The organism is Isoptericola hypogeus (assembly GCF_039531145.1).
Classification (GTDB): domain Bacteria; phylum Actinomycetota; class Actinomycetes; order Actinomycetales; family Cellulomonadaceae; genus Isoptericola; species Isoptericola hypogeus.
The window spans coordinates 129,604-154,004 of the sequence record NZ_BAAAPM010000004.1 but is presented as its reverse complement, the minus strand read 5'-3'; the positions used below and the strand labels follow the sequence as shown (position 1 = coordinate 154,004).

Annotated in this window: 22 protein-coding genes; 10 read left to right on the top strand and 12 right to left on the bottom strand. The window is 74.9% G+C overall.

What is annotated here, in order from left to right:
• Window positions 1-25 precede the first annotated feature (25 nt).
• On the bottom strand, window positions 26-3,880 hold the full coding sequence (locus tag ABD254_RS12050; protein ID WP_344248661.1) for a S8 family serine peptidase: 3,855 nt from the start codon (window positions 3,878-3,880) through the stop codon (window positions 26-28).
• Window positions 3,881-4,124: 244 nt separating this feature from the next.
• Between ABD254_RS12050 and ABD254_RS12045 the strand changes: the two genes are divergently transcribed.
• Together ABD254_RS12045 and ABD254_RS12040 are read left to right on the top strand one after the other, a co-directional pair.
• Window positions 4,125-4,559: a hypothetical protein gene (locus tag ABD254_RS12045; protein WP_344248660.1), complete on the top strand. Its 435-nt coding sequence runs from the start codon at window positions 4,125-4,127 to the stop codon at window positions 4,557-4,559.
• Between the two features lie 85 nt (window positions 4,560-4,644).
• Window positions 4,645-5,331 carry a DUF6766 family protein gene (locus tag ABD254_RS12040; RefSeq protein ID WP_344248659.1) on the top strand — a complete coding sequence of 229 codons (687 nt, stop codon included), beginning with the start codon at window positions 4,645-4,647 and terminating at the stop codon, window positions 5,329-5,331.
• Here the strand turns inward: ABD254_RS12040 and ABD254_RS12035 are convergent.
• From ABD254_RS12035 to ABD254_RS12005, 7 genes are all read right to left on the bottom strand, one after another.
• A complete protein-coding gene (locus tag ABD254_RS12035; RefSeq protein WP_344248658.1) occupies window positions 5,328-5,672 on the bottom strand; it encodes a hypothetical protein in 345 nt (114 codons plus the stop codon). The genes ABD254_RS12040 and ABD254_RS12035 overlap by 4 nt on opposite strands.
• Before the next feature lie 71 nt (window positions 5,673-5,743).
• Window positions 5,744-6,814, bottom strand: coding sequence for a P1 family peptidase (locus ABD254_RS12030; RefSeq protein ID WP_344248657.1), 1,071 nt, complete (start codon window positions 6,812-6,814; stop codon window positions 5,744-5,746).
• 40 nt (window positions 6,815-6,854) lie between these two features.
• On the bottom strand, window positions 6,855-7,625 hold the full coding sequence (locus ABD254_RS12025) for a DeoR/GlpR family DNA-binding transcription regulator (protein WP_344248656.1): 771 nt from the start codon (window positions 7,623-7,625) through the stop codon (window positions 6,855-6,857).
• A gap of 50 nt (window positions 7,626-7,675) precedes the next feature.
• On the bottom strand, window positions 7,676-8,731 hold the full coding sequence (gene pdxA / locus ABD254_RS12020) for a 4-hydroxythreonine-4-phosphate dehydrogenase PdxA (protein ID WP_344248655.1): 1,056 nt from the start codon (window positions 8,729-8,731) through the stop codon (window positions 7,676-7,678).
• A 22-nt stretch (window positions 8,732-8,753) separates the two neighbouring features.
• Window positions 8,754-10,073, bottom strand: a complete 1,320-nt coding sequence (locus tag ABD254_RS12015; RefSeq protein ID WP_344248654.1) for a four-carbon acid sugar kinase family protein — start codon at window positions 10,071-10,073, stop codon at window positions 8,754-8,756.
• Window positions 10,074-10,075: 2 nt separating this feature from the next.
• Window positions 10,076-11,584: a GntP family permease gene (locus tag ABD254_RS12010; protein ID WP_344248653.1), complete on the bottom strand. Its 1,509-nt coding sequence runs from the start codon at window positions 11,582-11,584 to the stop codon at window positions 10,076-10,078.
• A 98-nt stretch (window positions 11,585-11,682) separates the two neighbouring features.
• Entirely contained in the window at window positions 11,683-12,168 is a 486-nt protein-coding gene (locus ABD254_RS12005) for a MerR family transcriptional regulator (RefSeq protein ID WP_344248652.1), read from the bottom strand.
• Window positions 12,169-12,225: 57 nt separating this feature from the next.
• Between ABD254_RS12005 and ABD254_RS12000 the strand changes: the two genes are divergently transcribed.
• The gene (locus ABD254_RS12000) at window positions 12,226-13,176 is read left to right on the top strand and encodes an NAD(P)/FAD-dependent oxidoreductase (protein ID WP_344248651.1); all 951 of its coding nucleotides are present in this window, start codon (window positions 12,226-12,228) and stop codon (window positions 13,174-13,176) included.
• A gap of 62 nt (window positions 13,177-13,238) precedes the next feature.
• Here the strand turns inward: ABD254_RS12000 and ABD254_RS11995 are convergent, their stop codons facing one another.
• The 3 genes from ABD254_RS11995 to ABD254_RS11985 are packed head-to-tail and all read right to left on the bottom strand — an operon-like array spanning window position 13,239 to window position 17,261.
• The gene (locus ABD254_RS11995; protein WP_344248650.1) at window positions 13,239-14,741 is read right to left on the bottom strand and encodes a carboxyl transferase domain-containing protein; all 1,503 of its coding nucleotides are present in this window, start codon (window positions 14,739-14,741) and stop codon (window positions 13,239-13,241) included.
• Window positions 14,738-15,934, bottom strand: coding sequence for a CaiB/BaiF CoA transferase family protein (locus ABD254_RS11990; protein WP_344248649.1), 1,197 nt, complete (start codon window positions 15,932-15,934; stop codon window positions 14,738-14,740). The genes ABD254_RS11995 and ABD254_RS11990 overlap by 4 nt, the downstream gene beginning before the upstream one ends.
• A 7-nt stretch (window positions 15,935-15,941) precedes the next feature.
• Entirely contained in the window at window positions 15,942-17,261 is a 1,320-nt protein-coding gene (locus ABD254_RS11985; RefSeq protein WP_344248648.1) for an SLC13 family permease, read from the bottom strand.
• A 126-nt stretch (window positions 17,262-17,387) separates the two neighbouring features.
• On the opposite strand from ABD254_RS11985, the gene ABD254_RS11980 reads away from it, so the two are divergent.
• From ABD254_RS11980 to ABD254_RS11960, 5 genes are all read left to right on the top strand, one after another.
• Window positions 17,388-18,128 (top strand): FadR/GntR family transcriptional regulator, encoded by a 741-nt coding sequence (locus ABD254_RS11980; protein WP_344248774.1) that lies wholly within the window; start codon window positions 17,388-17,390, stop codon window positions 18,126-18,128.
• A complete protein-coding gene (locus ABD254_RS11975) occupies window positions 18,125-18,886 on the top strand; it encodes a sulfite exporter TauE/SafE family protein (RefSeq protein ID WP_344248647.1) in 762 nt (253 codons plus the stop codon). The genes ABD254_RS11980 and ABD254_RS11975 overlap by 4 nt, the downstream gene beginning before the upstream one ends.
• Window positions 18,887-18,911: 25 nt before the next feature.
• Window positions 18,912-19,493, top strand: coding sequence for a TetR/AcrR family transcriptional regulator (locus tag ABD254_RS11970; protein ID WP_344248646.1), 582 nt, complete (start codon window positions 18,912-18,914; stop codon window positions 19,491-19,493).
• An 88-nt stretch (window positions 19,494-19,581) separates the two neighbouring features.
• Window positions 19,582-20,088, top strand: a complete 507-nt coding sequence (locus ABD254_RS11965; RefSeq protein WP_344248645.1) for a DoxX family protein — start codon at window positions 19,582-19,584, stop codon at window positions 20,086-20,088.
• Between the two features lie 10 nt (window positions 20,089-20,098).
• Window positions 20,099-20,944 (top strand): hypothetical protein, encoded by an 846-nt coding sequence (locus ABD254_RS11960; protein ID WP_344248644.1) that lies wholly within the window; start codon window positions 20,099-20,101, stop codon window positions 20,942-20,944.
• Between the two features lie 77 nt (window positions 20,945-21,021).
• On the opposite strand, the gene ABD254_RS11955 is transcribed toward ABD254_RS11960, so the two are convergent.
• Window positions 21,022-22,629 carry an amidase gene (locus ABD254_RS11955; RefSeq protein WP_344248643.1) on the bottom strand — a complete coding sequence of 536 codons (1,608 nt, stop codon included), beginning with the start codon at window positions 22,627-22,629 and terminating at the stop codon, window positions 21,022-21,024.
• 270 nt (window positions 22,630-22,899) lie between these two features.
• Between ABD254_RS11955 and ABD254_RS11950 the strand changes: the two genes are divergently transcribed.
• Together ABD254_RS11950 and ABD254_RS11945 are read left to right on the top strand one after the other, a co-directional pair.
• Window positions 22,900-23,949 (top strand): extracellular catalytic domain type 1 short-chain-length polyhydroxyalkanoate depolymerase, encoded by a 1,050-nt coding sequence (locus tag ABD254_RS11950; RefSeq protein ID WP_344248642.1) that lies wholly within the window; start codon window positions 22,900-22,902, stop codon window positions 23,947-23,949.
• A gap of 71 nt (window positions 23,950-24,020) precedes the next feature.
• Window positions 24,021-24,398, top strand: coding sequence for an MmcQ/YjbR family DNA-binding protein (locus tag ABD254_RS11945; protein WP_344248641.1), 378 nt, complete (start codon window positions 24,021-24,023; stop codon window positions 24,396-24,398).
• Window positions 24,399-24,401 lie beyond the last annotated feature (3 nt).

Below are 24,401 nucleotides of genomic sequence, written 5' to 3'. Positions count from 1 at the left end.
ACGTCGCCCGACGCGGATGCCGCGGTCAGCGCACGGCGTACGCCCGGACCACCGTCTCCTTGATGCGCGAGCCCGCCGCGTCCCAGGCCTCGGCGCGCAGGGACACGTGCTCGGTGCCGCGCGGCACGCGCACGGTGGCGGCGAAGCCGCCCACGCGCTCCCGCACGTCGACCGGCGTCCAGGTCGCGCCGTCGTCGGGCGACGACCACAGCCGCAGGCCGCGCACCTCCGACCGTGCGGACCCCTCCTGGTGCGACACCGACAGCCTCAGCCTCTCGGTGCGACCACCCTGGTTGCGACGGTCGAGCGACAGCCCGTAGTCGACCTGGAGCAGCGGCAGCACCACCCGGTCGTCCGCGAACGCCGACGTGAACGCCCACTCGGTCGCCACGCGTGTCGAGAGCTGCCACCAGGGCGTGGACCGCGCGACGTCGGCCCGCAGCCGGTACCGGGTCGGCTCCTCGGGGAGCCCGAACAGCCAGCCGAACGTGTCGGGCCGGTCGAGGACCTTCGTCCCGTCCTGCCACAGCCGCATGCGCACCCGGGCCTGCTCCTCGCTGGGCAGGGCGATCGGTACCGCGTGGCCCGCGTCGTCCACCCAGAGGGGCAGCTCGAACGCGAACGAGTCGAAGTCCCGCACGGCCGAGGCTCCCCCCGCGCCGTCGTACGTGCCGAGGCGCGGCGACGAGAACCCGCCGTGGTGGGCCTGGGCGAGCCAGACGTCGCTCGCCCGGTCGCCAGGCTCGTAGCCGCGGATCACGGACTCGAAGGCGCTGGCCAGGAACGGTCCGGTGTGCCGCGGCATGACCTGGTGGTACCAGCGGACGCCCTCGGTCGCCGTCACGTACTCGGCGCGATTCGTCGGCGCGACCAGGTCGCTGGCGATCCCGAAGACCCCTTGCCTCCCGTCGCGGACGATGATCGGCGTGACCTGGACCTGGCCGCCGTCGCTCATGGCGCGGTAGTCCATGTCGAGCCGCGCCAGGTTCCGCGGCCCGGCGTGCGTGTGCAGGTCCCGGTCGGGCACCTGGCCCACGTGCTCGACCACCGTGTCGTAGACGTACCGCGCCTGGTCCCGCCCGCGGACCGACAGCCGCACGGGATCGCCGGACTCCAGGACGGAGATCATCCCGTCGCCGGTGTCCCGGTCGGTGGCGAGCACGGGGATCCCGACGCCGGACACCGACCCGGGGATCGTGCCGAACCCGTTGCTGCGGACGATCACCCCCGCCGCGCCGGCCGCCTCGGCCGCCTCGGCCTTCGCCTGCACGCTCCCCTGCGTCACGAGGACGTAGCGGCCCCGTGCCCGGGCGTCGGGCGTGCCGCCGTCGCCCAGCGACCGCCCGTCCACGAGCCGGACGCGGTCTCTCCCCACCACCGGGACCGACCCGGGCACCGTGGTCGCGGGGACGTTGCCGGTCCCGTCGCGCACCTCGACGTCGAGCACCGGCTGGCGCAGCTGGGTGAGGGAGACCAGCTCGAACTCCACGTTCCCGCGGACCTTCTCCGTGGGCAGGGCGTAGAAGCTCGGGGCCACGAGGTCGTCGGAGTAGCCGCTGTACGTGACCCCCACCGTGCCGTTGTACTCGCCGTCGACGAGCCGGTAGAAGCTGAGGTCCTTGCCCGCGTCGTGGGTCTCCCGGTGGGTCGTGACATCCAGCGGCCGGGCCCGGCGCGCGACGTCGAGCCGGACCGTCGTGTCGCCGGCCACCTCGATCGTCGGGTCCGCGACCGCGGTGACCGAGTGCGGCCAGGACGCGCCGCGGTCCCGCGCCTCGAAGAAGCCCGCCAGGTAGTACTCGCCCGGGTCGACGCGCACGGTCGCGACCCCGCCCGAGAACTCGGGCTCGAGCCACAGGTCGTCGAACGGGTCGGCGGCGTTCTGGAGCACCAGCCGGTCGTCGGACGTCGCCGGGGACCCGTCGACGTCCGTGGCGCGGATCGTCAGGTCGTACTTCTCGCTCTCGTTGACGAACCCGACGGCGGTGCGCACCCGGTCGCCCTCGGCCGACCGCGCGACCAGCGCGCCGCCGTACGCGCCCGGGGGCACGCGGGCGGCGTCGAGCGTGAGGTCGACGCTCGCGGTGCCGCCGGCCGGCACCACCAGGTGCGTGGCCGACGCCGTCATGGTGCCGGCCGGCACGGCGGCGTTCCCCGGGCCCCGCACCGCGAGGGTCAGGTCGAGCCCCAGGTCGACGTCGCCCGGGTTGCGGTAGGTCACGGTCTCGGTCACCGGTTCTGCCTCGTCCTGCGGGTAGGCCGTGATGCCGAACGAGAGCGACGGCGGGTCCGACGTCACCGTCTGGGCCAGCGCGCCCGGGATCCACGCCCGCCCGGCGCCCTCCTGCCAGACCGAGTTCGGCCGGGGGTGCTGCGCGGACGCCATGAGCACGCTCTTGAGCTCCTGCCCGGTCAGGTCCGGGCGCGCGGAGGCCACGACCGCGGCTGCGCCGGCGACGTGCGGCGCCGCCATCGAGGTGCCGCTGGCCGCGACGTGCAGGTCGTCGACCGGCTCGTCGAGGGTCGTGCCCGCCGCGCGCGCGGCGACGATCCCGACGCCGGGCGCGGCGATGTCCGGCTTGAGCGCGCCGTCCGTCCGCGGCCCCACGCTGGAGAAGTCGGCGACCCGGTCGGCGTCGTCCACGGCCGCGACCGTGAGTGCGCTCGAGGCGGTACCCAGCGTGGGGATCGTGCCCGGCTCCGGCCCTTCGTTGCCCGCGGCGGCGACCGCGAGCAGCCCGTACTCCTCGCTCAGTGCATCGACGGCGAGCGACGCCGGGTCGCTGCCGTCGGTGTAGTGGCCCGGCTCGCCCAGGGAGAGGTTGAGCACGTCGGCGCCCTGCTCGGCGGCCCACTCCATGCCGTCGATCACCCACGACGTGTCGCCCCCCTCGGGCGTCAGGACCTTGGCGTCCAGCAGCCGTGCGCCGGGCGCGACCCCCCGGTTCGCACCGTCCGACGCCTCGCCGGAGCCCGCGACGATCGACGCGACGTGCGTGCCGTGCCCCACCTGGTCGCCGGCCCCGGAGCCCGTGAAGTCACGCGTCGCGGCGACGACGCCCTCGTCGAGGTCCGGGTGCGCGGCGTCGATGCCCGTGTCGACGACGCCGACCGTCACGCCCTGGCCCGTGTGCCCCGCCTCCCACGCGCGCGGGGCGCCGATCTGCGGCATCGAGTCCGCGTCGAGCGGCTCCACCCGCCGGTCGAGCCAGACCTTCGCGATCGGCGCGCCGGCGGACGACGCGCGCGGCCGCGCCGCGGCGTCCGCGCCGAGCGCGTCGAGCAGCGCCCACGACGGTGCCGGCCCGTCGGCCGTCGTCGACACGTCGACGTCGCCGGCGACCGCGCCGATGGACTCGAGCGTGCGCTCCGCGTCGACGCCGAGCGACGCCCAGTCGGGCGCCCGCATGGTCGTCGCGCCGTCGCCCCGAGGCGCGGGCTGCACGATGACGGGCAGCGCCCCGGTGCGGCCCTCGTCGGCCAGGAGCCGGACGTCGAACAGGTCGCGGTCGAGCCGCTCCGGCACGAGGGCCTGCACGTCCGTCGGGATCACGTAGTGCGAGTCGCCGACGGCGACCTGGCGGAACGCGACGGGCGCGCCGTGCGGGCGCTCGGCCGGCAGGATCTGCACCGGCCCCTGCGACCCGTCGGCGCGCGTCGTGACGCGCACCCGGTCGCCGGTGACGAGAGTGACCAGGGTGGCGCTCGCCTGCCGCGCACGCTCGGTCTCCGCGGCCGGCGCGACGTCCGCGGCCGGTGCCGCCGCTCCCGGCGGTGCGGCGAGCGCCGCCACGAGGGCCACCGCGCTCAGGGTTCCGACGGCGCCTCCTGCGGCCCGTCGCGGCCCGGAGGCCCGGGCCCGTGCTCCACGATCGCGCATCAGTCTCTCCTTCCCCCGACGCGCCGCCGCGCGCGGCGCGTCCTCACCCTTCGTGACGCCCGCCGGCGCCGGTCCGATGGGGTGCCAGGCGGGTGACTTCCGCGTTGCCCCGGGCATCCCCACGGCAGGGAGCCGCCGCGAGGTCCTTGCGTACCCGTGTCCAGGACTTCACCCACGGGTTCACCCGGTCGGGGGCCGGGGCGTCCGGGTTGCGCGCTCGCTCCGCACGGGCAGCATGACCTGCATGGACGTGCTCCGAAGGCGCTCACACCGGGCCGCGGTGGCCGCGGCGCTCGTCGCGGTCGCCGCCGCGGGATGCTCCGGGCCCGGCGACGGCGAGGCCGCCGACGTCGTGTCGCGGTTCTACGCGGCCGTCGAGTCCGGCGACGGCGAGGCCGCGTGCGCCCTGCTCCTGCCGGGCGCCGCGGACGACCTGGCGCACGAGGCCGGGGCGCCGTGCGCCGAGGCGGTGCTCGACCCCGCCGACGTCGGGGGCGTCCTCGCCGAGCGGGCCACCGGTGCCGCCGTCGACGCCGTGCACCGCGCCGGCGGGCAGGCACAGGTCGTCACGGAGTCGGACACGGTGTTCCTCGCCCGGTCCGGCGCGACGTGGGTCGTGACCGCCGTCGGGTGCGACGAGCGCGGCGAGCGCCCCTACGACTGCGAGGTGGAGTCGTGAGGGCGCCGCTCGTGATCTTCCTCGTGACGCTGGCCGTGATCGCCGCCGGGCTGGCGACGACCTTCGTCATCGCGGGACTGCACCGGTGAGCGGCGGCGCGTCCCGGGCGCTGCGCGAGAGCTCCCTCAGCCTGGTCTTCGGGGTGCTCTTCCTCGCGTCCCTCGTCGGCCAGGCGTTCGTGGGCGCGGCGATGCACGACGAGGACCTGGCGTCGGCCGGCCTCGAGCCGCTGGGCGTGGGCGGCTACGTCACGTCGTCCGTGTTCTGGGTGGACGTCACGGAGAACTGGCAGTCGGAGTTCCTGCAGTTCCTGCTGTTCATCACGCTCACCGTCTGGTTCGTGCAGCGCGGGTCGCCGGAGTCGAAGAAGGTCGGGCAGCGGGGGCGCGAGTCCGACGAGGAGCAGCTCGTCGGCGAGCACGCCCGACCGGACTCCCCCTCCTGGGCGCGCGCCGGCGGCTGGCGCCTCGGCGTGTACTCGCGGTCGCTGTCCCTGGTGATGGGCGCGATCTTCGTCGGCTCGTGGCTCGCGCAGTCGGCCGGCGGCGTCGTCGCCTACAACGAGGAGCAGCTGCGCGAGCGGCACGACCCCGTGACCTGGACCGAGTACCTGGGGATGCCCGACTTCTGGGACCGCACGCTGCAGAACTGGCAGTCCGAGCTGCTCGCCGTCCTCGCGATGGTCGTGCTGGCGATCTACCTGCGCGAGCGCGGGTCGCCGGAGTCCAAGCCCGTCGGCCTGCCGCACGGCACCACCGCGGTGGAGGGCTAGGAGCGCTCGCCGTCGTCGCCGGCGACCATCCGCTCGTAGAGCGCATCCACGCGCGTGCCGAGGTAGTACATGCCCATCCCGAACGACGCCGCGCCGAGAACCCCCACGAAGCCCCCGCCGATCAGGAATCCGAGCCACGCCGACTCTTCCCCGTACTCGTTCTCGGCCGGCATCGCCAGGCCGATCACGACCAGGACGATGCCGACGACCAGCCCGGCGAACCCGTAGCCGAGCCGCTTCCCCGACCGCGTGTCGGCCAGCTCGTAGGGGGTCGGCCGACGAGGCCCGGTCTCGGGCGCGGCGGGCGCGCCCTCCTGCGGGGCGCGGGCGTCGTCGGTCATGGTGGTCCTCTCGCCGGGCCGGCGGTCGTCGCCGGTGCTGGCGGTGATGTTCCCGGACCCGGGCCCGCCGGTCAACGGGGGCGGGCGCTCCGCAGGCGGTCGAGGAGGACTCCGGTGGGCACGGCGTGGCGGGTGCCGCGGTGCCCGACCGTCGTCGTGGCCGTCAGGACCGAGGCCAGCAGCGCCTCCTCGACGGCGTCCATGGTCGCCGCGAACAGCGGGTCGAGGCCGGCGTCCTCGACGAGCCCGGCGCCCGGGTCGGCCGTCGTGAACGCGAGCGCGTAGTCCCCGCTGCCGTGCGTGTAGCCCGCGCCGACGCGCCCCATCGCGAACACCGCGCGCCGCGCCACGCGTTCCAGGCGACGCGCGTCCAGCGGCGCGTCCGTGGCGACGACGATCATGCAGGAGTTGCCGTCGTCGGTCTCGACCGGGGCGGCCTCCGGGACGCCCGGCCGGAGCTCGTCCGCGGGCATCGGCACGCCCCGCACCGTGAGCGTCCCGGAGAAGTTCGACTGCACCAGCGCGCCGACGGTGCGCGCGACCCCCGCGACCTCCACCACCCGCGACGACGTGCCGATCCCGCCCTTGAACCCCAGCGCCGACGTGCCGGTGCCCGCCCCGACGCTGCCCTGCTCGACCGGCCCGCTCGCGGCGGCCTCGAGCGCGGTGAGCACGTGCGCCTCGGTGACGGGGCGCGCCCGCACGTCGGACAGGAAGCCGTCGTTGGTCTCCCCCACGACCGGGTTGAGCGTGCGCACGGCCTCGTACCCGGGCCGGGCGAGCACGTGCGTGACCAGGGCGTCCGCGGCTCGGAAGGCCGACAGGGTCGCCGTGAGCACGATCGGCGTCTCGATCGCGCCCAGCTCGGCGAGCTGCGTGGCACCGACGAGCTTGCCGAACCCGTTGCCGACGCACAGACCGCACGGGAGGGCGGGGCGCCGGCCGGCGTCGCGGCCGAGCTGGTCCGGCACCACGGCGGTCACCCCCGTGTGGACGCGGGTGCCGTCGTGCAGCGTCGTGTGGCCGACCCGGACCCCCTGGACGTCGGTGAGCGCGTTCCACCGGCCCGTCGGCAGGTCGCCGACGACGATGCCCAGCTCGCGCGGCGTCCTCGTCGGGCCACCGACCTCAGCGCTGCTCATCGGGGCACCGTGCTCATCGGGGCACCGTGCTCTTCGCGGCTCATCGGGCCACCACCACGTCGACCCCGGCCCGGCGGTAGCGCCGCAGGACGGCCTCGTCCTGCTCGTCCGTGACGAGCGTCCACCCCGGGGGCAGCGGCGCCCATGCCGGCACGGCGCCGCGGTCGAGCTTCGTGGCGTCGGCCAGCACGACCGTCCGCCGGGCGCGCCGGGAGGCGACCTCCTTGACCTGCGCCTCGAGCGCCGTGGCCTCCCCGACGCCGTCCACGGGGTCGACGGCGTCGACCCCGAGGAACGCGACGTCGGCCATGAAACGCTCGAGGGCCGTCGTCGCCAGCGGCCCGACGAGCCCGTGGCTCTTGGTGGTGACGCTGCCGCCGATCGTCACCACGTCGAGCCCGGGCGATCCGGCCAGCGCCAGGGCGGTCTCCAGGCCCCGGGTCAGCACCGTCAGAGGACCACGGCCGGACCGGCCGTGGAGCTGCTCCGCGAGCTGGGCCGTCGTCGAGCCGGCGTCGAGGAAGATCGTCCCGGCGTCGGGGACGAGCTCCGCGGCGAAGCGGCCGATGGTCCGCTTCGCCGCCAGGTGCACGTGCATCCGCTCGGCCAGCGCCGGCTCGTGGAAGGCGGACTCCGTGACCGCCCCGCCGTAGGTGCGGGTGAGCAGGCCCTCGTGCCCGAGGCGCGCCAGGTCGCGCCGCACCGTTGACTCGGAGACGTCCAGCGCGCCGGCGAGCGCGTCGACCCGTGTGACGCCGGCTCGCACGAGCGAGAGGAGCTCGTCGTGCCGTGCCAGCGTGCTGCGCCTCAACGATCCCGGCTCCGTCACCGACGCCCCCTCCGACGACAGCTCACCGACGGTCAGGCCTTGCCCGTCCCCGGCCGGTAGGCGGCACGGATCCCGTCGACGAACGGAGAGTACTCGACGGCCGCGAGGTAGGCAGAGCGCATCGTGCCGGGGTCGGCCTTGCCCTGACCTGCGATGTCGAACGCCGTCCCGTGGTCGACCGAGGTGCGCAGGATCGGCAGGCCGACCGTCACGGAGATCGTGCCGTCGAAGTCGAACGTCTTGGCCGCGATGTGCCCCTGGTCGTGGTACTGGGACAGGATCCCGTCGTAGCGGCCGGTCAGGCCATGGTGGAACACCGAGTCGGCCGGGATCGGCCCGGAGACGTCGAGCCCGAGCCTCCGGGCGTCCTCGACGGCGGGCGCGAGGTGCTCGATCTCCTCGTCGCCGAAGGCGCCGTTCTCCCCGCCGTGCGGGTTGATCGCCGCGACCGCGAGCCGGGCCGCCGACACTCCGAACACCTCGAGCGCCTCGGCGGCGCGCCGGATGGAGTCGAGCTGCGTCTCGCGGGTGATCTTGTCGAGGGCCTTGCGCAGCGACAGGTGCCGGGTGGCGAAGAAGATCCGCAGGTGGTGCCCCGGCTGGTGGGTGTTGCGGACCACGAACATGGTGTCCTGCTTCGTGACGCCCGTGAGCGCGCCCAGCATCTCCGTGTGCCCGAGGTGCTCGCTGCCGGCGGCCCAGATGGCCTCCTTGTTGACGGGGCCCGTCACGATGCCGCTGACCGCGCCGTCGAGCGCGGCCTGCGTCGCGGTCTCGATAGCGACGACGGCCGCGCGCCCGGCGCGCGCGTCGACCGCGCCCCAGTCGGGGACGTCGCCGCCGAGCACGCCGATGTCGAAGACGTCGACCACGCCCGCTCCCGCCGGCGGGACGTCCCAGGAGCTCACCGCCCGGAGCTCGACGTCGACCCCGAGCGCGGTGCGCGCGCGCTCGAGCGCGGCGAGGTCGCCGACGGCGATGCCGTGGTGGTCCGCGGCGCCCGCCTGGTCGGCGAGCGTCGCGAGGGTGATCTCGGGGCCGATGCCGACGGGGTCGCCGACGGTGAGCGCGAGCACGGGACGGGTCATGGGTTCTCTCCTTGCATGGTCGTCAGATCTTCTCTCGCGGCATCGCGGTCCGAACCCAGCGGGCACGCTGCGCCGCGGCAGCCGCGAGATGGTCGAGGCACTGGACGGCCGCCGCCGGACCGCCGACGAGACCTCCCTTGGTGGTGATGGGCAGCCCGTCCCACGGGCCGCCCACCACCTCGCCGGCGACGGCGAGCGGCACCACCTCGTCCTCGACGGCGATCCCGCGCCCGCCGAGCGCCGCCAGGACGGCCGCCGTGACGTCGCCGCCCGTGGTGTACAGGCCGTCGACGGCGCACGCCTCGAGCGCGCGGCGGACGATCCGCCCCAGCGCGTCGGACAGCCCCGCCGACTCCTCGGGGCTCAGGGCGTGGACGTCCTGCGCCGTGAGCACGGTCGCCAGCAGCACGGTGCTGCCCGACGCCGCCGACCGGATCGCGTCGACGAGGCGGCCGGCGGTGGCGTCGACGTCCGGCACGCGCCCCCCGGCGGGACGGACCACGGCGACGTCGCGCTCGTGCTGCAGCCGCTGCAGCTGCGTGCGGGTCAGGTCCGTGGCCGAACCGCTGACGGCGAGCAGCGGCGCGACCGCCGCGCCCGGCCGGGGCAGCAGCGCCCTCGCGAGGGCGAGCGAGCCGGGACCGGGGTCGATCCCGGCCCACACGAGGTCGGGCTCGGACGCGGCCACCGCCGCGGCGGCCCGCGCCACCCGGGTCAGGTGGTCCGTGGTGAGCGCGTCCCCGATGACGACGTCGGCACCGGAGGCGACGGCGGCTCGCACGGCGGCCTCGAGGGCGAGGGCGTCGCCCGTGACCACCGAGAGCGGCACCAGCGTCGTCGTGAGGCCCGTCCCGCGGGTCAGCACCTCGGCGACGGACGACGAGCGCACCGGCGAGCGGACGTCGCGCGCGAGCTCCGTCTCCTCGAGGCGCACGCCGTCGAGCAGCTGGTTGCCCTCGACCGTGTGCCGGCCCGCCTCCGGGTGGGCGGGCAGGCACAGGCCGACGACGCGTCGCCCGGACAGCTCGCCCGCGGTCGCCAGCACGGCCTCGGTGGCCGGCCCGACGTTGCCGCGCAGCGTCGTGTCGATGCGCGAGCTCACCAGCCGCACCGGCCACCCGGCTCGCACCACGCGCGCCGCGACGTCGGCCGCCTCGGCCGCGGGCGCGTGCCGCGTGTCGGTCGTGGCCACGAGCGCGTCGAAGCGGCCGTGGAACTCGGCGACGGCCTCCCAGTGCTCGGAGCGGCTGACCGTCACGGCCCGCCAGCCGGCGCGGGCGAACCCCGCCGCGCTCGCGTTGGCTCCGGTCAGGTCGTCGGCGACGACGAGGATGTCGGCCACCGTCAGCCGACGACCAGGCTCAGGATGAACAGCAGCGGCAGGGAGCCCAGCCACACGGCGGTGGTGATCCCCGACCACGCCCGCAGCGCCGACGTGCCCTCCAGCCCGGTGAACCGCGTGACGACCCAGAAGTAGGAGTCGTTGAAGTAGCTGAACACCATCGACCCGGCGGTGCAGGCCATGGCGGCCAGGAGCGGGTCGAGGCCCAGCGGCTCCAGCAGCGGGACGGTGACCGAGGCGGCCGTGATCATCGCGACCGTGCCGGAACCCTGCGCGATGCGCACCAGCGTGGCGATGAGGAACGGCACCAGGAACGCCGGGAGGTTGATGGACGCGATGGCCGCGGCGAGGGCGTCGCCCACCCCGGAGTCGCGCAGCACCAGGCCGAACCCGCCGCCCGCACCGGTGATGAGCAGGATGAGACCCGCCGAGGACGCCGCGTCGGCGAGCCACGTGTGGACGGTGTTGCGCGGCGTCCACCGCGGGAGCAGCACGTAGACCGCGAGCAGCATGCCGATGACCAGGGCGATCACCGGGTTGCCGAGGAACGCCATGGGGACGGTCCACGAGGAGACCTCGTAGTCGCCGCTGAGCACGCCCTGCTGGTTGCGGTCGATCGCGGCGGTGACGGTGTTCGCGATGATGAGCAGCAGGGGGACGAGCAGGGGCAGGGACCCCAGGAGGGCGCCGACCTTGTGCGGCGGCTGGCCCGCCGGCGGCTCGCCGAGGGCGCTCCCCGGCTCCGGGACTCGGGCGGGCTCGTCGGCCCGGGGCCCCTCGTCGAGGTCGGTCGCCGCCAGGTCGGAGCCCGCGCCGGCGCTGCGGCCGGGCCCGCCGCTGCCGGCGAGGACTGCCGTGCGCCCGTAGACGGCCTCGCGGACCGCGGGGACGACCCGGTCCTCGAGCTGCGGCCCGACCCACTTCGCGTAGACGACCACGACGGGCAGCAGGATGACGCTGAAGACGAGCCCGGTGAGGATGACCAGCCCGAGGTCGGCGCCGAGCAACCCGGAGACGGCGAGAGGGCCGGGCGTCGGCGGGACCATGTGGTGGGTGAGCGTCATCCCGCAGCCGAGGGCGAGGGCCAGGGCGACGTAGCCACCGCGCTTCACCCGGGCGATCGACCGCGCGAGCGGGTTCATGATGACGTAGCCGGAGTCGCAGAACACCGGGATGGAGACCAGGCTGCCGACGCTGGCCATGGCCCACTCCTCGCGACCCTTGCCGAACACGCGCAGGAACGCGCGCGCCAGGGCGTCGGCGGCGCCGGACACCTCGAGAACCTTGCCGATCCCGACGCCCAGGCCGATGACGATGCCGATCGAGGCGAGCGTGTCGCCGAAGCCGGTGGTGATGGACGTGACGGTGTCGAGCAGCGGCTGGCCCGCCACCGCCCCCGTCACGACGGAGGCGAGGATCAGGGCGACGAAGGCGTCCAGCCGGGTGCGGAGCACCACCACGATGATCGTGGCGATGCCGAGCAGCAGTGCGAGCAACAGTTGGAGATCCACGACAGTCCTTCCTTGGACCGATGGCGGCGTCCCCGTCGACGCCGACCGTGTGATCGGACCCGGCCAGCATGCTCCAGTTTTCTGCGCAGATCAAGCATCTAGTTGCGCGAATCGCGCAGCATCTTCGCCGGGTGGATGTCGCGCCAGGTGCGGGTGCCGTCGACGAGGTCGGCCACGTGCTCGCGGAAGCGGGGGCAGGTGGCGATGTCGTGGGCGCGGCACGACAGGGCGTGCTCGGTCATGTGCCGGGAGCGGTCGATCTCCTCCTGCCGGCGGTCGAGCTCGGCCAGGTGGGCGGTGAGCACCTCGTGCCTGTCTCGCGCGCCGCGCCCCGACGCCCCCGCCTCGAGCAGCACCTGGATCTGCTCGAGGCTCATGCCCGCGACCTTCGAGCTGAGGATCGTCGCGACCCGCACCACGTCGTCGGGCCCGTAGCGGCGGCGGCCGGCGCCGTCGCGCTCCGGCGCGAGCAGGCCGACCTCCTCCCAGTACCGCAGCACGTGCGTCTCGAGGCCGAACCGGTCGGCGAGCTCGCCGACGCTCCACGTCCGCGCCGTCGCCTGCGGCGTTCCGCTTGACTTCATGTCAACATGAAGTCACAGGGTGGTCTCAGCACGCAACCCCACCGTGAGGAGCCCCCCATGACCGACATGACCCTGAGCGACCCGACCATGCACGACGCGATCGTCGTCGGCGGCGGCCCGGCCGGCCTGCAGGCCGCGCTCACGCTCGGCCGCACGCACCGCGACGTCGTCCTGCTGGACTCCGGCGTCTACCGCAACGACCCGACCGACGCCGTGCACAACGTGCTCGGCTTCGACGGCACGCCGCCCGCAGAGCTCCGCGCCGCCGCGCACCGCACCCTCGCCGCGTACGACACGGTGACGGTCCGTCGCACGACGGCGCACGAGGCCGCCGCCCGGCCCGACGGCGGCTTCGTCGTGCGGACCGACGCGGGCGAGGTCACCGCGCGCCGGCTGCTGCTCGCCACGGGGGTGCGCGACGAGCTGCCGGCGACGCCCGGCCTCGCGGACCTGTTCGGCACGGTGGCGGCGCACTGCCCGTATTGCCACGGGCACGAGTTCGCGGGCACGCCGGTAGGCATCCTCGGCGCGGCGCCGCACGTCGCGCGGGTCGCGGGCCTCATGGAGCGCATCGCGAGCCGCCTCGTCGTGCTGGCCGACGGCGACCAGCTCGACCCGCCGGTGCGCGCGGCCCTCGACGCCCGCGGGGTGGAGGTGCGCGGCGGGCGGGTGACGAGGGTCGAGCGGCACGTGCTCGACGGCGGCCGCCCCGGCCTGGTCGCCACGCTCGACGGCGGCGAGACGCTCCCGCTGGGCGGGCTCATGGTCGCGCCGACGCTGCACCAGGCGGCGCCGTTCGCCGCGCAGCTCGGCCTGGAGGTGCGCGAGTCGGGCTGCGTCGCGGTCGACGCGTTCGGTCGGACCAGCCTCCCGGGCGTCTTCGCCGCCGGGGACCTCGCGCACACCGGCGACTTCCCGATGCCGCTCGCCTCGGTAACCGCGGCGATGGCGGCCGGTCAGCTGGCGGCCGCGTCGATCGACGGCGACCTGCTGGGGCTCGCGGTCTGACGTCCCGGTCCTGCGGGTCTCGGGCGGAATACCCCGCAGGTCCGGGACGCAGGACCGCCGGCTCAGGCCGAGGCGTCCGCCAGCTCCCGCAGCTGACGCGCGCACTCCGCGGCGACGGCGACCGCGAGCTCGCGCGGGCCGTCGTCGTCCCGCTCGGGGACGACGTGGTGCACGGCGCCCTCGGCGCGCAGGTCGACGGCGCGCACGTTCTGGGCCTCGGCGACCTCGGCCGCGCGGGTGGTGTCGCCGTGCACGATGACGCTCGCGCCCTCGGGCGGCAGCGGCGAGAGCCAGGCGTGCTGCGTGGCGATCACCCGCTGCGCGGGCAGCAGCGCGAGCGCGCCGCCGCCGCAGCCCTCGCCGAGGATGACGGACAGCGTCGGCACGGTGAGGCGGGTCAGGTGGGCCATGCAGCGGGCGATCTCGCCGGCGATGGCGCCCTCCTCCGCCTCCTTCGAGAGCTCGGCGCCGGGGGTGTCGATCACCGCCACGAGGGGGAGCCTCAGCTCCTCGGCGAGCACCATGGCGCGGCGCGCGACGCGCAGGGCGGCCGGCCCCATCGGCGACGTCGCGCTCTGGCGGGAGCGGTCCTGGCCCACCACGACGCACGGCTGACCGTCCAGCCGGGTGAGCGCCACGAGCATCGACTCGTCGCGCTCGCCCTCGTCCGTGCCGCTGATCCGCACGGTGCCCGACGCCCCGTAGCGCAGCAGGTCGCGCACGCCGGCGCGGCCCTCCTGCCGGGTGCGGGTGATGGAGTCCCAGGCGGACGAGTCCTGCGGCACGTCGCCGTCGCGGCGCGGCAGCCGCGGCGGCGTCGGCGGGTCGACCAGCACGGCGAGCGCGCGCTCGAGGAATCCCGACAGATTCTCGGGGGCCACGACGCCGTCGATGACGCCCTTGGCCGCGAGGTTGTCGGACTGCTGCACCCCGGCGGGCAGCGGGCTGCCGGTGAGCGCCTCGATGACCTTGGGCCCGAGGAACCCGACCAGCGCGCCGGGCTCGGCGACGGTGAGGTGCGCGAGCGAGCCCCACGACGCGAAGACGCCGCCCGTCGTCGGGTGCCGCAGGTAGACGAGGTACGGCAGCCCGGCGGCGCGGTGCGCCATGACGGCCCTGCCGATCTCCACCATCCGCAGGAAGGCGGGCGTGCCCTCCTGCATGCGGGTGCCGCCCGACGCGGTCGTCGCCAGCAGCGGCAGGCCGAGCTCGGTCGCGCGCCGCACCGCGGCCGCGATGCGGCCCGCCGCGGCGACGCCGATCGACCCGCCGAGGAACCGAAACTCGTTGACCACGACGACCACGGGCCGGCCGCGCACCAGGCCGCGCCCCGTGATCACGGCCTCGTCCGTGCCGGCCTTGGCCGCGGCCGCCTCCAGCGCCTCGCGGTAGGCCGGGGCGTGGGACGAGATGTCGAGCGGGGCGTCCCACGACTCGAACGACCCCTCGTCGAGCACGAGGTCCAGGATCTCCCGCGCGCTCCAGCGCCGGGGCCTCGGGGCGGCGCCGGCCTCGCCGGCCGACCCGCCCGCCGTCCCGGCGGCCGGTCCGGTGCCCGTGCTCACGCGCCGTCCTCGAGCCAGCGGCGGATCGCCTCGCCGTCCTCGTCGAGCGTCGGCGGCGCCGTGTGGTCGCGGCGGGTCTGTTCGGCGCCGTCGGCATCGAAGAAGCGCAGCGGCGGACCGGGGAGGGTGACGTTGCCGAGCGTCGGGTGCTCGACGTCGACCAGCAGGCCCTGGCTGCGGGTCTGCTCCCAGTCGTAGACCTCGTCGAGGGTGCGGACCTTCCCGGCCGGGATGCCGGCGTCCCCCAGCTGCGCGAGCAGGTCGGCGGCGTCGGTCGTCGCGAACGCCTTCTCGACCGCCTCGATCACCTCGGTGCGGTGCGCCACCCGCTCGCCGTTGGACGCCATCCCGTCGGCCTGGGGATCGAGCCCGAACGCGGCGCAGAACCGCTGCCACAGGCTCTCGGACCCGACCGCGATCTGCACGGCGCCGTCCCGGCAGCGGAACAGTCCGTACGGGGCGATCGACGGGTGGTGGTTGCCCTGCGCCCGCCCGACCTCGCCGGCCACCGTCCAGCGGGTGCCCTGGAACGCGTGCACCCCGACGACGGCCGCGAGCAGGGACGTGCGCACGACCTGCCCGACGCCGGTGCGGTCGCGCTCGTGCAGCGCGGCGAGCACGCCGTACGACCCGTACATCCCGGCGAGCAGGTCGCCGATCGGCACCCCGACCCGCTGCGGGTCGTCGGGTCCGGACCCGGTGAGGGACATGAGGCCGGCCTCGCCCTGCGCGATCTGGTCGTACCCGGCGCGGCCGCCCTCGGGCCCGTCGTGGCCGAAGCCGGTGATCGACAGGATGATCAGCCGCGGGTTGCGCTCCTGGAGGGACTCGACACCCAGCCCGAGCCGCTCGAGCACGCCGGGACGGAAGTTCTCGACGAGCACGTCCGCGCGGTCGACGAGGCGCAGCAGCGTGTCCTTGTCCGCGGCGGCCTTGAGGTCCAGGGTGATGGACTCCTTGTTGCGGTTCGCGGAGAGGAAGTAGGTCGACTGCACGTCGTCGCCCTCCCCCACGAACGGCGGACCCCAGCCCCGCGTGTCGTCGCCGCGCCCGGGCGACTCCACCTTGATGACCCGGGCGCCGAGGTCGCCCAGCATCATCGTGGCGTGCGGCCCGGCGAGGGCACGCGAGAGGTCGACGACGACGACGTCGTGCAGCGGGCCGGGAGCGGCGGCGTGCGGGGACGGGTTCATGAGCGGTTCACCAGCCAGGGAGGATGAGGATGGCCCACACGAGCAGCGGGCCGACGAGGGTGACGATGACGGAGTAGGTCAGGACCTGCTTGTAGAAGGCCTGCTCGCTGATCGTGTCGGGCCGGTTCGCGACCATGAGGGCGCCGTTCGTGGAGAAGGGGCTCACGTCCACGATGGTCGAGGACACCGCGAGCGCCGCGGCGAGCATCGCCGGGGCGATGTGACCGGTCGCGACGAGCGGCAGGGCGATCGGGATGAGCACCGGCAGCAGCGCCGTGGACGAGGCGAAGGCCGAGGTGATCCCGCCCACGTAGCACAGGATGAGCGCGCCGATGGCGGCGACGCCGAGGCCCGCGGCCCAGTTGCCCACGTACTCGGGCGAACCCGCCGACGTCAGGACGGACGCGTAGGTCGTGACGCCCGCGACCAGGAGCACGGTGGGCCAGGCGATCTGCCGCACGGCGTCCTTGTGCTCCTTGGGGGCGAGCATGGCCAGCAGGACCGCGGCCGTGATCGCGGCGAAGCCGATGTTCTGGTCGAACGCGAGGGCCGTCACCGCGACGGCGGCGAAGGCGACGAGCGTGATCACCTGGTCGCGCTTGACGCCGGTGGCCTGGGTGACGTTCGTGATGCTCGCGCCGAGCCCACGGCCGGAGACGGTCTCCCCGCCGGAGTGCAGGGACGCGGTGACCTCGGCGCCGTCGAGCGCGTCGATGCGCTGGCTCATCAGCTTGCGGCCGCCGAGCACGAGGAAGAGCACGACCGCCAGGGCCAGGTTGACCGCGATGCTCGAGACGAACACGGGGATCGCGGTGTCGCCGTAGCCGGCGTCGCTCATCACGGAGTTGGTGATCGTGCCGTAGATGCTGATGGGCGAGAAGCCGCCGGCCTGGGCGCCGTGCACCACGAACATGCCCATCATCAGCGCGTTGATCTTGTAGCGGCCGGCGAACCCGAGGGCGATCGGGCCGATGATGGCGCAGGCGGCCGGGCTCGCGGCGCCGATGGCGGTGAGCAGCGCGGTGACCGCGAACATGACCCACGGGATCAGTGCGACGCGCCCGCCGACGGCCTGCACCGCCTTGCGCACGATGAGGTCGACCGTGCCGTTGTTCTTGGCGATCGCGAAGAGGTAGGTGACGCCGATGAGCGTCAGGACGAGGTCGCCGCTGATCCCTCCGAGGATCTCCTTGTCGTCCATCCCCAGCGCGTACACGCCCACGAACCATGCCGCGACGTACGCGAGCGCGCCCATGTTGATCGGCAACAGCGTGCCGACGACGAACAACGCCACGAGGGCGATGATCGCGATCAGTTCGGGTCCCATGACCAGCCTTTCCCCACTACGACACCGCGGATGCGGTCGCCTATGACCGTCGTCACTCCGCGGAACAGTGGCCTAGCCAATAGTCCGGCCCGGGATGTGTCAAGTACGGTGTGGTCCGTGCCAAGGATGTCGCCCCCCTCGCCCGCCGGATTCCCGCCCCGCCCGCCGCGGGCGCGCCTCTACGAGCAGGTCGCCGAGCAGATCACCGCCTGGATCGAGACGAACGGCCTGGCCGAGGGCGACCGGCTGCCGCCCGAGCGCGAGCTCGCCGCCCAGCTCGGGGTGTCCCGCGCGACCCTCGCCCAGGCGCTCGTCGCGCTCGAGGTCGTCGGCGCCGTCGCGGTCCGGCACGGCGACGGCACGCTCGTCACGGGGGCACCCCTCGGCAGCCGGATCGTCGAGGCGGTCCGCGCGCACGCCGACCGGCTGCCCGAGATCATCGACACCCGCGACGCGCTGGAGACCAAGATCGCGTCGCTCGCTGCCGTCCGGCGCACCCCCGAGGACCTCCGGCGCATCGACGCGGCGCTCGCGTCGATGGCCCGGGCCGTGGAGGACGGCGACCGCGGGGTCGAGGGCGACGAGGAGTTCCACGCCGCCGTGACGGCCGCCGCCCACTCGGCGCTGCTGTCGCAGCTCATGGGCGAGATCGGCGAGCTCGTCCGCGAGACGCGCATCGAGTCGCTCTCCCAGCCGGGACGGCCCAGGAACTCCCTCGCCGGGCACCGCGCCATCGCCGACGCCATCCGGGCCGGCGACGCGGAGGCCGCCGCCGCGGCCATGCACGCGCACGTCGAGCTGGTCTCCGACGTCGCCGTGCTCGCCGACGAGCATGCCGACGGTCCGGCCGAGGACGGCCGGGCGTGACCGGGCTCGAGCACCTGGCGGTCCTCGCGGCCGGGCTGGGCGCCGGCGTGCTGACCTCGACCGTGGGCGTCGCGTCGCTGCTGAGCTTCCCGGTGCTGCTCGCGGTCGGCATCCCGCCCGTCGTCGCCAACGCGTCCAACACCGTCGGCCTCGTCCCGGCGGGCCTGTCGGGGTCGTGGGGCTACCGGGCCGAGCTGCGCGCGCACCCGCGCATCGCCGCCGCCGTCATCGTCACCTGCGCCCTAGGCTCGATCGCGGGCGCGACGCTGCTGCTCACGCTCCCGCCGGGGGTGTTCGAGAGCGTCGTGCCGTGGCTGATCCTGTTCACCTGCCTGCTCGTCGGCGCGCAGCCCACCATCTCGCGATGGCTGGCCGCCCGGCGGCGGGGCCCCGCGCCCGAGCGGCACGGCATGTCCCCCGTCACGACCGCGTTCTCGGTGCTCACCGGTGTGTACGGCGGCTACTTCGGGGCCGGGTCCGGCGTGATGATGGTGGCCGTCCTCGGGCTGGGCACCGACCTGGAGCTGCGGTTCGTCAACGCGCTCAAGACGCTGGCGGTGCTGGCGTCGAACCTCGTCGCCACCGTGATCTTCCTCGTCGTCGCCGACCTCGACTGGACGGCGATCCTGCTGCTCGCGGCCGGGTCGGTCGTCGGGGGGTACGTCGGCGCGCGGGTCGGCCGGCGGCTGCCGCCCACGCTGTTCCGCGTGCTCATCGTCGTCGCCGGCGTGACCACGGCCGTGGTCATGCTGGTCTGAGGTCGCGGCGGGCAGGATGGGCTCCGTGAGCACCAGCAGCATCGACCGGGACGACGCCCGCCCGTACCACCACGGGAACCTCCGGGGCGCGCTGCTCGACGCGGCCCGGGCCGTCATCGACGATGACGGGCCGGCCGCGGTGAGCCTGCGCGACCTCGCCCGCCGCGTCGGGGTGTCGCACGCCGCCCCCACGCACCACTTCGGCGACAAGCGCGGGCTCATGACCGCGCTGGCCACCGACGGTTTCGGCGTGCTGGCCGGGCGGCTCGCGGAGGTCTCCCCCGACGCCATGGTCGACCTCGGCCTCGCCTACGTCGAGGTGGCGACGACGCGGCGGGCGGACTTCGCCGTGATGTTCCGGCCGGACCTCCTCGACGGCGACGATCCCGGGCTGCGCGCCGCGCAGGAGGCGGCGTGGGACGCCCTCCTCGCGGGCGTCCGGGCACTGCCGGCCGAGGCGCGGACCGGGGGCGACCTCCTGACCGCCCGGGCCGCCTGGTCGTTCGCGCACGGGTTCGCCGCGCTGTGGAACGCCGGCGCCATGGGGCGCGACGGCCAGACCGCGAGCGACGCCGCCAGGGCCATGCTGCAGCAGTACTTCGGCTGACCGGAGGCGAGCACCGCACCGCATCTTGTCGACGCCAAGTTCGCGTGCCACACTCATCTTGTCACCGTCTAGATGTGTGGAGCGTGTCATGGAACCTCTGATCGGCCTCGTGCTCGTCACCACCGCGGTCCTCGTCGCCGGACGACGCCGTCCCGCCCGGTCCGGCGTCGTCACTGCGCTGCGCGCCGGCGTGGCCGTCATGTTCCTCATGACGGGCGTCGCGCACTTCGTCGGGATGCGCGCGGAGCTGGTCGCGATGGTCCCCGACGGGCTTCCCGCACCCGAGCTCCTGGTGACCGCCACCGGGCTCCTCGAGATCGCCGGCGCGCTGGCCATGGCCTCGCGGCGGCTCGCCCCCTGGGCCGCGGCGGGGCTGTCGCTGCTGCTCGTCGCGATGTTCCCCGCGAACGTCCACCTCGCCCTGACGGGCACCGACCTGGACTGGTGGGACCACCTCGTCCCGCGCACGATCATGCAGCTCGTGTTCCTCGCCGCGACGACGACGGTCGCCGCCGCGGGCCTCCAGGACCTGCGACGGCGGCGCGCCGGCACGGGCGTCCGCACGCCGGACGAGCCCGTCCGGGCGGCCCGTTAGGCTCCACCGCATGACTTCGCAGCCGCTGCCCCTCGGCCCCGCTCCGCGCCCCACGACGGGCGCCGACCTCGCCGCCCGCCTGCGCGACCTCGCGGCACGGGCCGCCGGCCCCGGCGTCGTCGGGCTCGACCGGGCGGCCGTCGACGCGGAGCTCGACGGCGCGGACGTCGCCGCGCTCGGCCTCGACCTCACCGGCGTGGCGTTCGGGGCGACGCAGCAGGCGCCCGGGATCGACTGGTCGCCCGCGTCGGTGACCTCCCGCGAGCCCGGAACGGTGCGTCGCCTCACCCTCGACGCGCACCCGCTCACGGCCGTCGACCTGCCCGTGGACGTCACGGCCGAGGCCGCGGGCCTGCGGTTCGCGTGGGTGGAGGGCGCCGACGGGCAGGTCGGGTTCGAGCCGGTCGAGCCCGACGACGCGCACCCCGTGACGGGCCACGCGCGCGTCGCGGTGTCGCGCGCCGGGCTCGTCGCGACCGTGCACGGGCTGCTGGCGGTGTCGCTGCAGTCGCAGGGCATCACGGTGAGCGACCTCGACGTCCAGCTCGACTCCCGCGGCCCGCGTGCCGTGGGCCTGCGCATCGAGGCAAAGATCCGCAAGGGCTTTCTGTCCGCGGCGGTCTCCGCCACGGCGTCCGCCTCCGTCGACGACGCGATGGTCCTCGCCGTCGGGGACGTGCGGATCTCCAGCGGCAACCCGCTCGTCGCAGCCATGCTCGGCGCGGTCCGCGGCCGCGTGGAGGACGCGGCGAACCGCCGGATCGACCTCGCCGCCGCCCTGCCGCCCGGCGTCCGGCTCGTCGACGTGCGGCTCGACGTCGGCGACGAGCTGGTGCTCAGCGCGCGGCTGGGCTGAGCCCGCCGCACGACCCGACCGGCAGCGAGGGCGGCGGACCGCGCGGTCCGCCGCCCTCGCCGTCGGCCGTGACGCGGTCAGCCCCGGAGCGCGGGCGGGAGCACGCGGTCGACCCAGCGGGTCTGCTGCTCGTAGGCGTGCGCGAGCTGAAGCACCGCCCGGTCGCCGTTGTCGGGGCCGATGATCTGCACACCCGTCGGAAGGCCGCGGCCGTCGAAGCCGACGGGGACGCCGGCCACGGGGTGCGACGACATCGTCCAGGGCGCCACCGTCTCCATCCAGCGGTGGTACGTGTCCATCTCCCGCCCGCCGACGGACCGCGGCCAGTGGGTCTCCTTGTCGAACGGGAAGACCTGGGTGCTGGGCGCGAGGACGAAGTCGTACTCGGCGAACAGGGCGCTCACCACCCGGTACCACGCGGTGCGTGCCTCGACCGCCTCGGCGATGTCCCGGGCGGACAGCCGCAGCCCCTGCTCGATCTCCCAGATCAGCTCGGGCTTCATCTGCGACCGCGAGCTCGCGTCGTCGTAGAGCGGCGCGTAGCCGAGCATGCTCCACCAGCGCCACTTGAGGAACAGGTCCCAGAGGGCGGCGGGGTCGAACTCGGGAACGACCCGTTCCACCCGGCAGCCGAGCGCCTCGAACGCGGCGAAGGACGACTCCACGAGGTCGAGCACGCCCGGCTCCGTGGCGAGGTGGCCGTCCCAGTCCCCGACGTACGCGATCCTCGTCCCGCGAAAGTCGCGCCGCAGGCTGCGGGTGAACACCTCCGGGTCCTCGTCGATCGCCAGCGGCGCGCTCGCGTCCGGGCCGGCCATGGTGGACAGCAGCATCGCCACGTCGGCCGCCGTGCGGCCCATCGGCCCGCTCACGCCACCCTGGGCGACGAAGCCCGGGCCGGGCACGCGACCCCACGAGGGCCGGAACCCGACCACGTTGCAGAAGGCCGCAGGGTTGCGCAGGGAGCCCATGTAGTCGCTGCCGTCGGCGACCGGCACCATCCGCAGGGCCAGCGCCGACGCCGCCCCACCACTGCTGCCGCCGGACGTCCTGGTGGTGTCGTACGGCGTGGCGGTGGCGCCGTAGACCGGGTTGTAGGTCTGCGAGCCGAGGCCGAACTCCGGCGTGTTCGTCTTGCCGATGATGATCGCGCCGGCGTCCTTGATCCGTCGCACGAACAGGTCGTCGGCGTCGGCGACCCGGTCGGCGTAGAGGGGCGAGCCCGACGTGAAGGGCAGCCCCTTCACCGCGGCCAGGTCCTTGACCGCGTGCGGGAAGCCGTGCATCCAGCCCAGGTACTCACCGCGTCGCAGCTGCCGGTCGCGGGTGCGGGCCTCGTCGACCAGGTCGGCGCGGCGCCGCAGCGCGACGATCGCGTTGACGCTCGGGTTGTGCTCCTCCACGTGGTCCAGGTAGGTCTCCATCACCTCCACGCAGCTGACGTGACGGCGCCGGATCAGGCCGGAGAGCGTCAGGGCGTCCACGCCGACGAGGTCACGCAGGTGCTGCGGGCGCCGGAGCCCGGAGGCGGCGAGCCGCGGCTCGGCCGCCGCGGCCCCTGCCTGCCCGAGCACCGCGGCACCCGTGAGGACGGCGCCCCCGGCGAGGATGCCGCGCCGGGACAGCCCTGGAGCGCTCGCGCCTCGCGGGGCGGGTCGGTTCGTGGACGAGAGGGGTTCGGTCATTGCGTCGTTGCCTTTCCGAAGGTGGGTCGAGCGCGGGCCGGACCTCCCGCCCGCGAGAGGCACGACACCATGGACCAGTGGCCTGATCAATGGTCCTCAGCGCACGGGTCTGTTCCCCGCGCGCACAGGGACGTCCCGGTCGGGACGCGGCCGCGGCCCGACCGGCAGGTGCACGACGGGACTTGCCCGCGCACGCGCCCCGCCCCTAAGGTCCGATCCCGACCGGATGTGAGGCATTCGGTCGGTCCTCGGAACAAGGGAGTTTCCTTCATGCCATCTACCGTGCAGCGCCGCGCGCTCCGCTCCACCGTCGCGGGCCTCGGCGCCCTGGCGACGATCCTCGCCGCCACCGTCCCCGCCGTCGCGGCCGCGCCGTCGGCGGCGCCCGCGGGCCACCCCGCCGGGAAGGGCGGCGCCTGCGTGCGCACGCTCGACGCGGGCACGTCCACGCTCGGCGTCGCCTTCGAGGGCGAGACCTACGACGTGCGGGTGCACGTGCCCGACGCCCCCGACCACCGCGCGCTGCCCCTCGTGCTGGACCTGCACGGCTCGAACAACAACGCGACCCTGCAGGCACAGATCTCGGGCCTCGAGCAGGTCGCCGACGCCGAGGACGTCATCGTCGCGACACCCACCGGCGACCTGGCCTTCGAGCACACCCTCCCGGACGGCAACTGGGCGTGGAACGTCCCCGACGTGCCGCTGACCAGCGGCACCTTCCCCCCGGCGGACGCCCGCGACGACGTCGCGTTCCTGCGGGCCGTGGTCGACCAGGTCGACGGCGCGGGCTGCGTCGACGACCGCCGCGTGTACGCGACGGGCTTCTCGGGCGGCGGCCGGATGGCGTCCGCGCTGGCCTGCGAGGCCTCCGACGTCTTCGCGGCGATCGCGCCCGTGGCCGGGCTGCGGGCCGGGCGCCCCGACCCGGCGGACCTCTCCCGCCCCGAGGCGGGCACGTGCGAGCCGGAGAACCCCGTGGCCGTGATGACCTTCCACGGCACCGCCGACCAGGTGAACCCGTACCAGGGCAACGGCGACCCGCGCTGGGGCTACACCACGCAGCTCGCCGCGCACGAGTGGGCCGACATCAACGACTGCCGGGTCGGGCCGCGCAGCGTCGCCGTCTCCGACGAGGTCACCCGGTACGCGTGGACGAAGTGCGACGAGCACGCGGACGTCGTGCTGTACGAGGTGGCGGACGCCGGACACACCTGGCCCGGCTCCGACCTCGACATGGGGCCCCTCGGCCGCACCACGCAGGACATCGACGCCACTGCGCTCATGTGGGACTTCTTCTCCTCCCACCAGCGCCGCGGCTGAGCTGCCCGGGGGCCGCGCCGGTCGGGCGCGGCCCCCGCGAGCGTGTCGGTGGGTCGTGCCAGATTCGGGTCATGCCCGATCGGCCCGACGTCCCGCGCGAGCTCGTCGACCGGCTGCGCGTCCTCTTCGACTTCCCCGAGTGCGTCGAGGAGGCCGCCTGGACGGGCGTGCGCTGGCGCGTCCGCTCCGCCACCGTTGCGCACGCGTTCGGCGGGGAGGACCAGCTGTTCCGGATCACGTTCCGGGCGGACCCGCAGGAGGTGACGGCCTTCGAGCACCTGGGCCCGCCGTACTTCCGGGCCGGCTGGGGCCCGAACGTCGTGGGCGTCGTGCTCGACGACGGCACCGACTGGTCCGAGCTGGCCGAGCTGCTGACGGACTCCTACTGCATCCAGGCGCCCCGGCGGCTCGCCGACCGGGTCGCCCGGCCGGGACAGGTGCCAGGCTGAGCC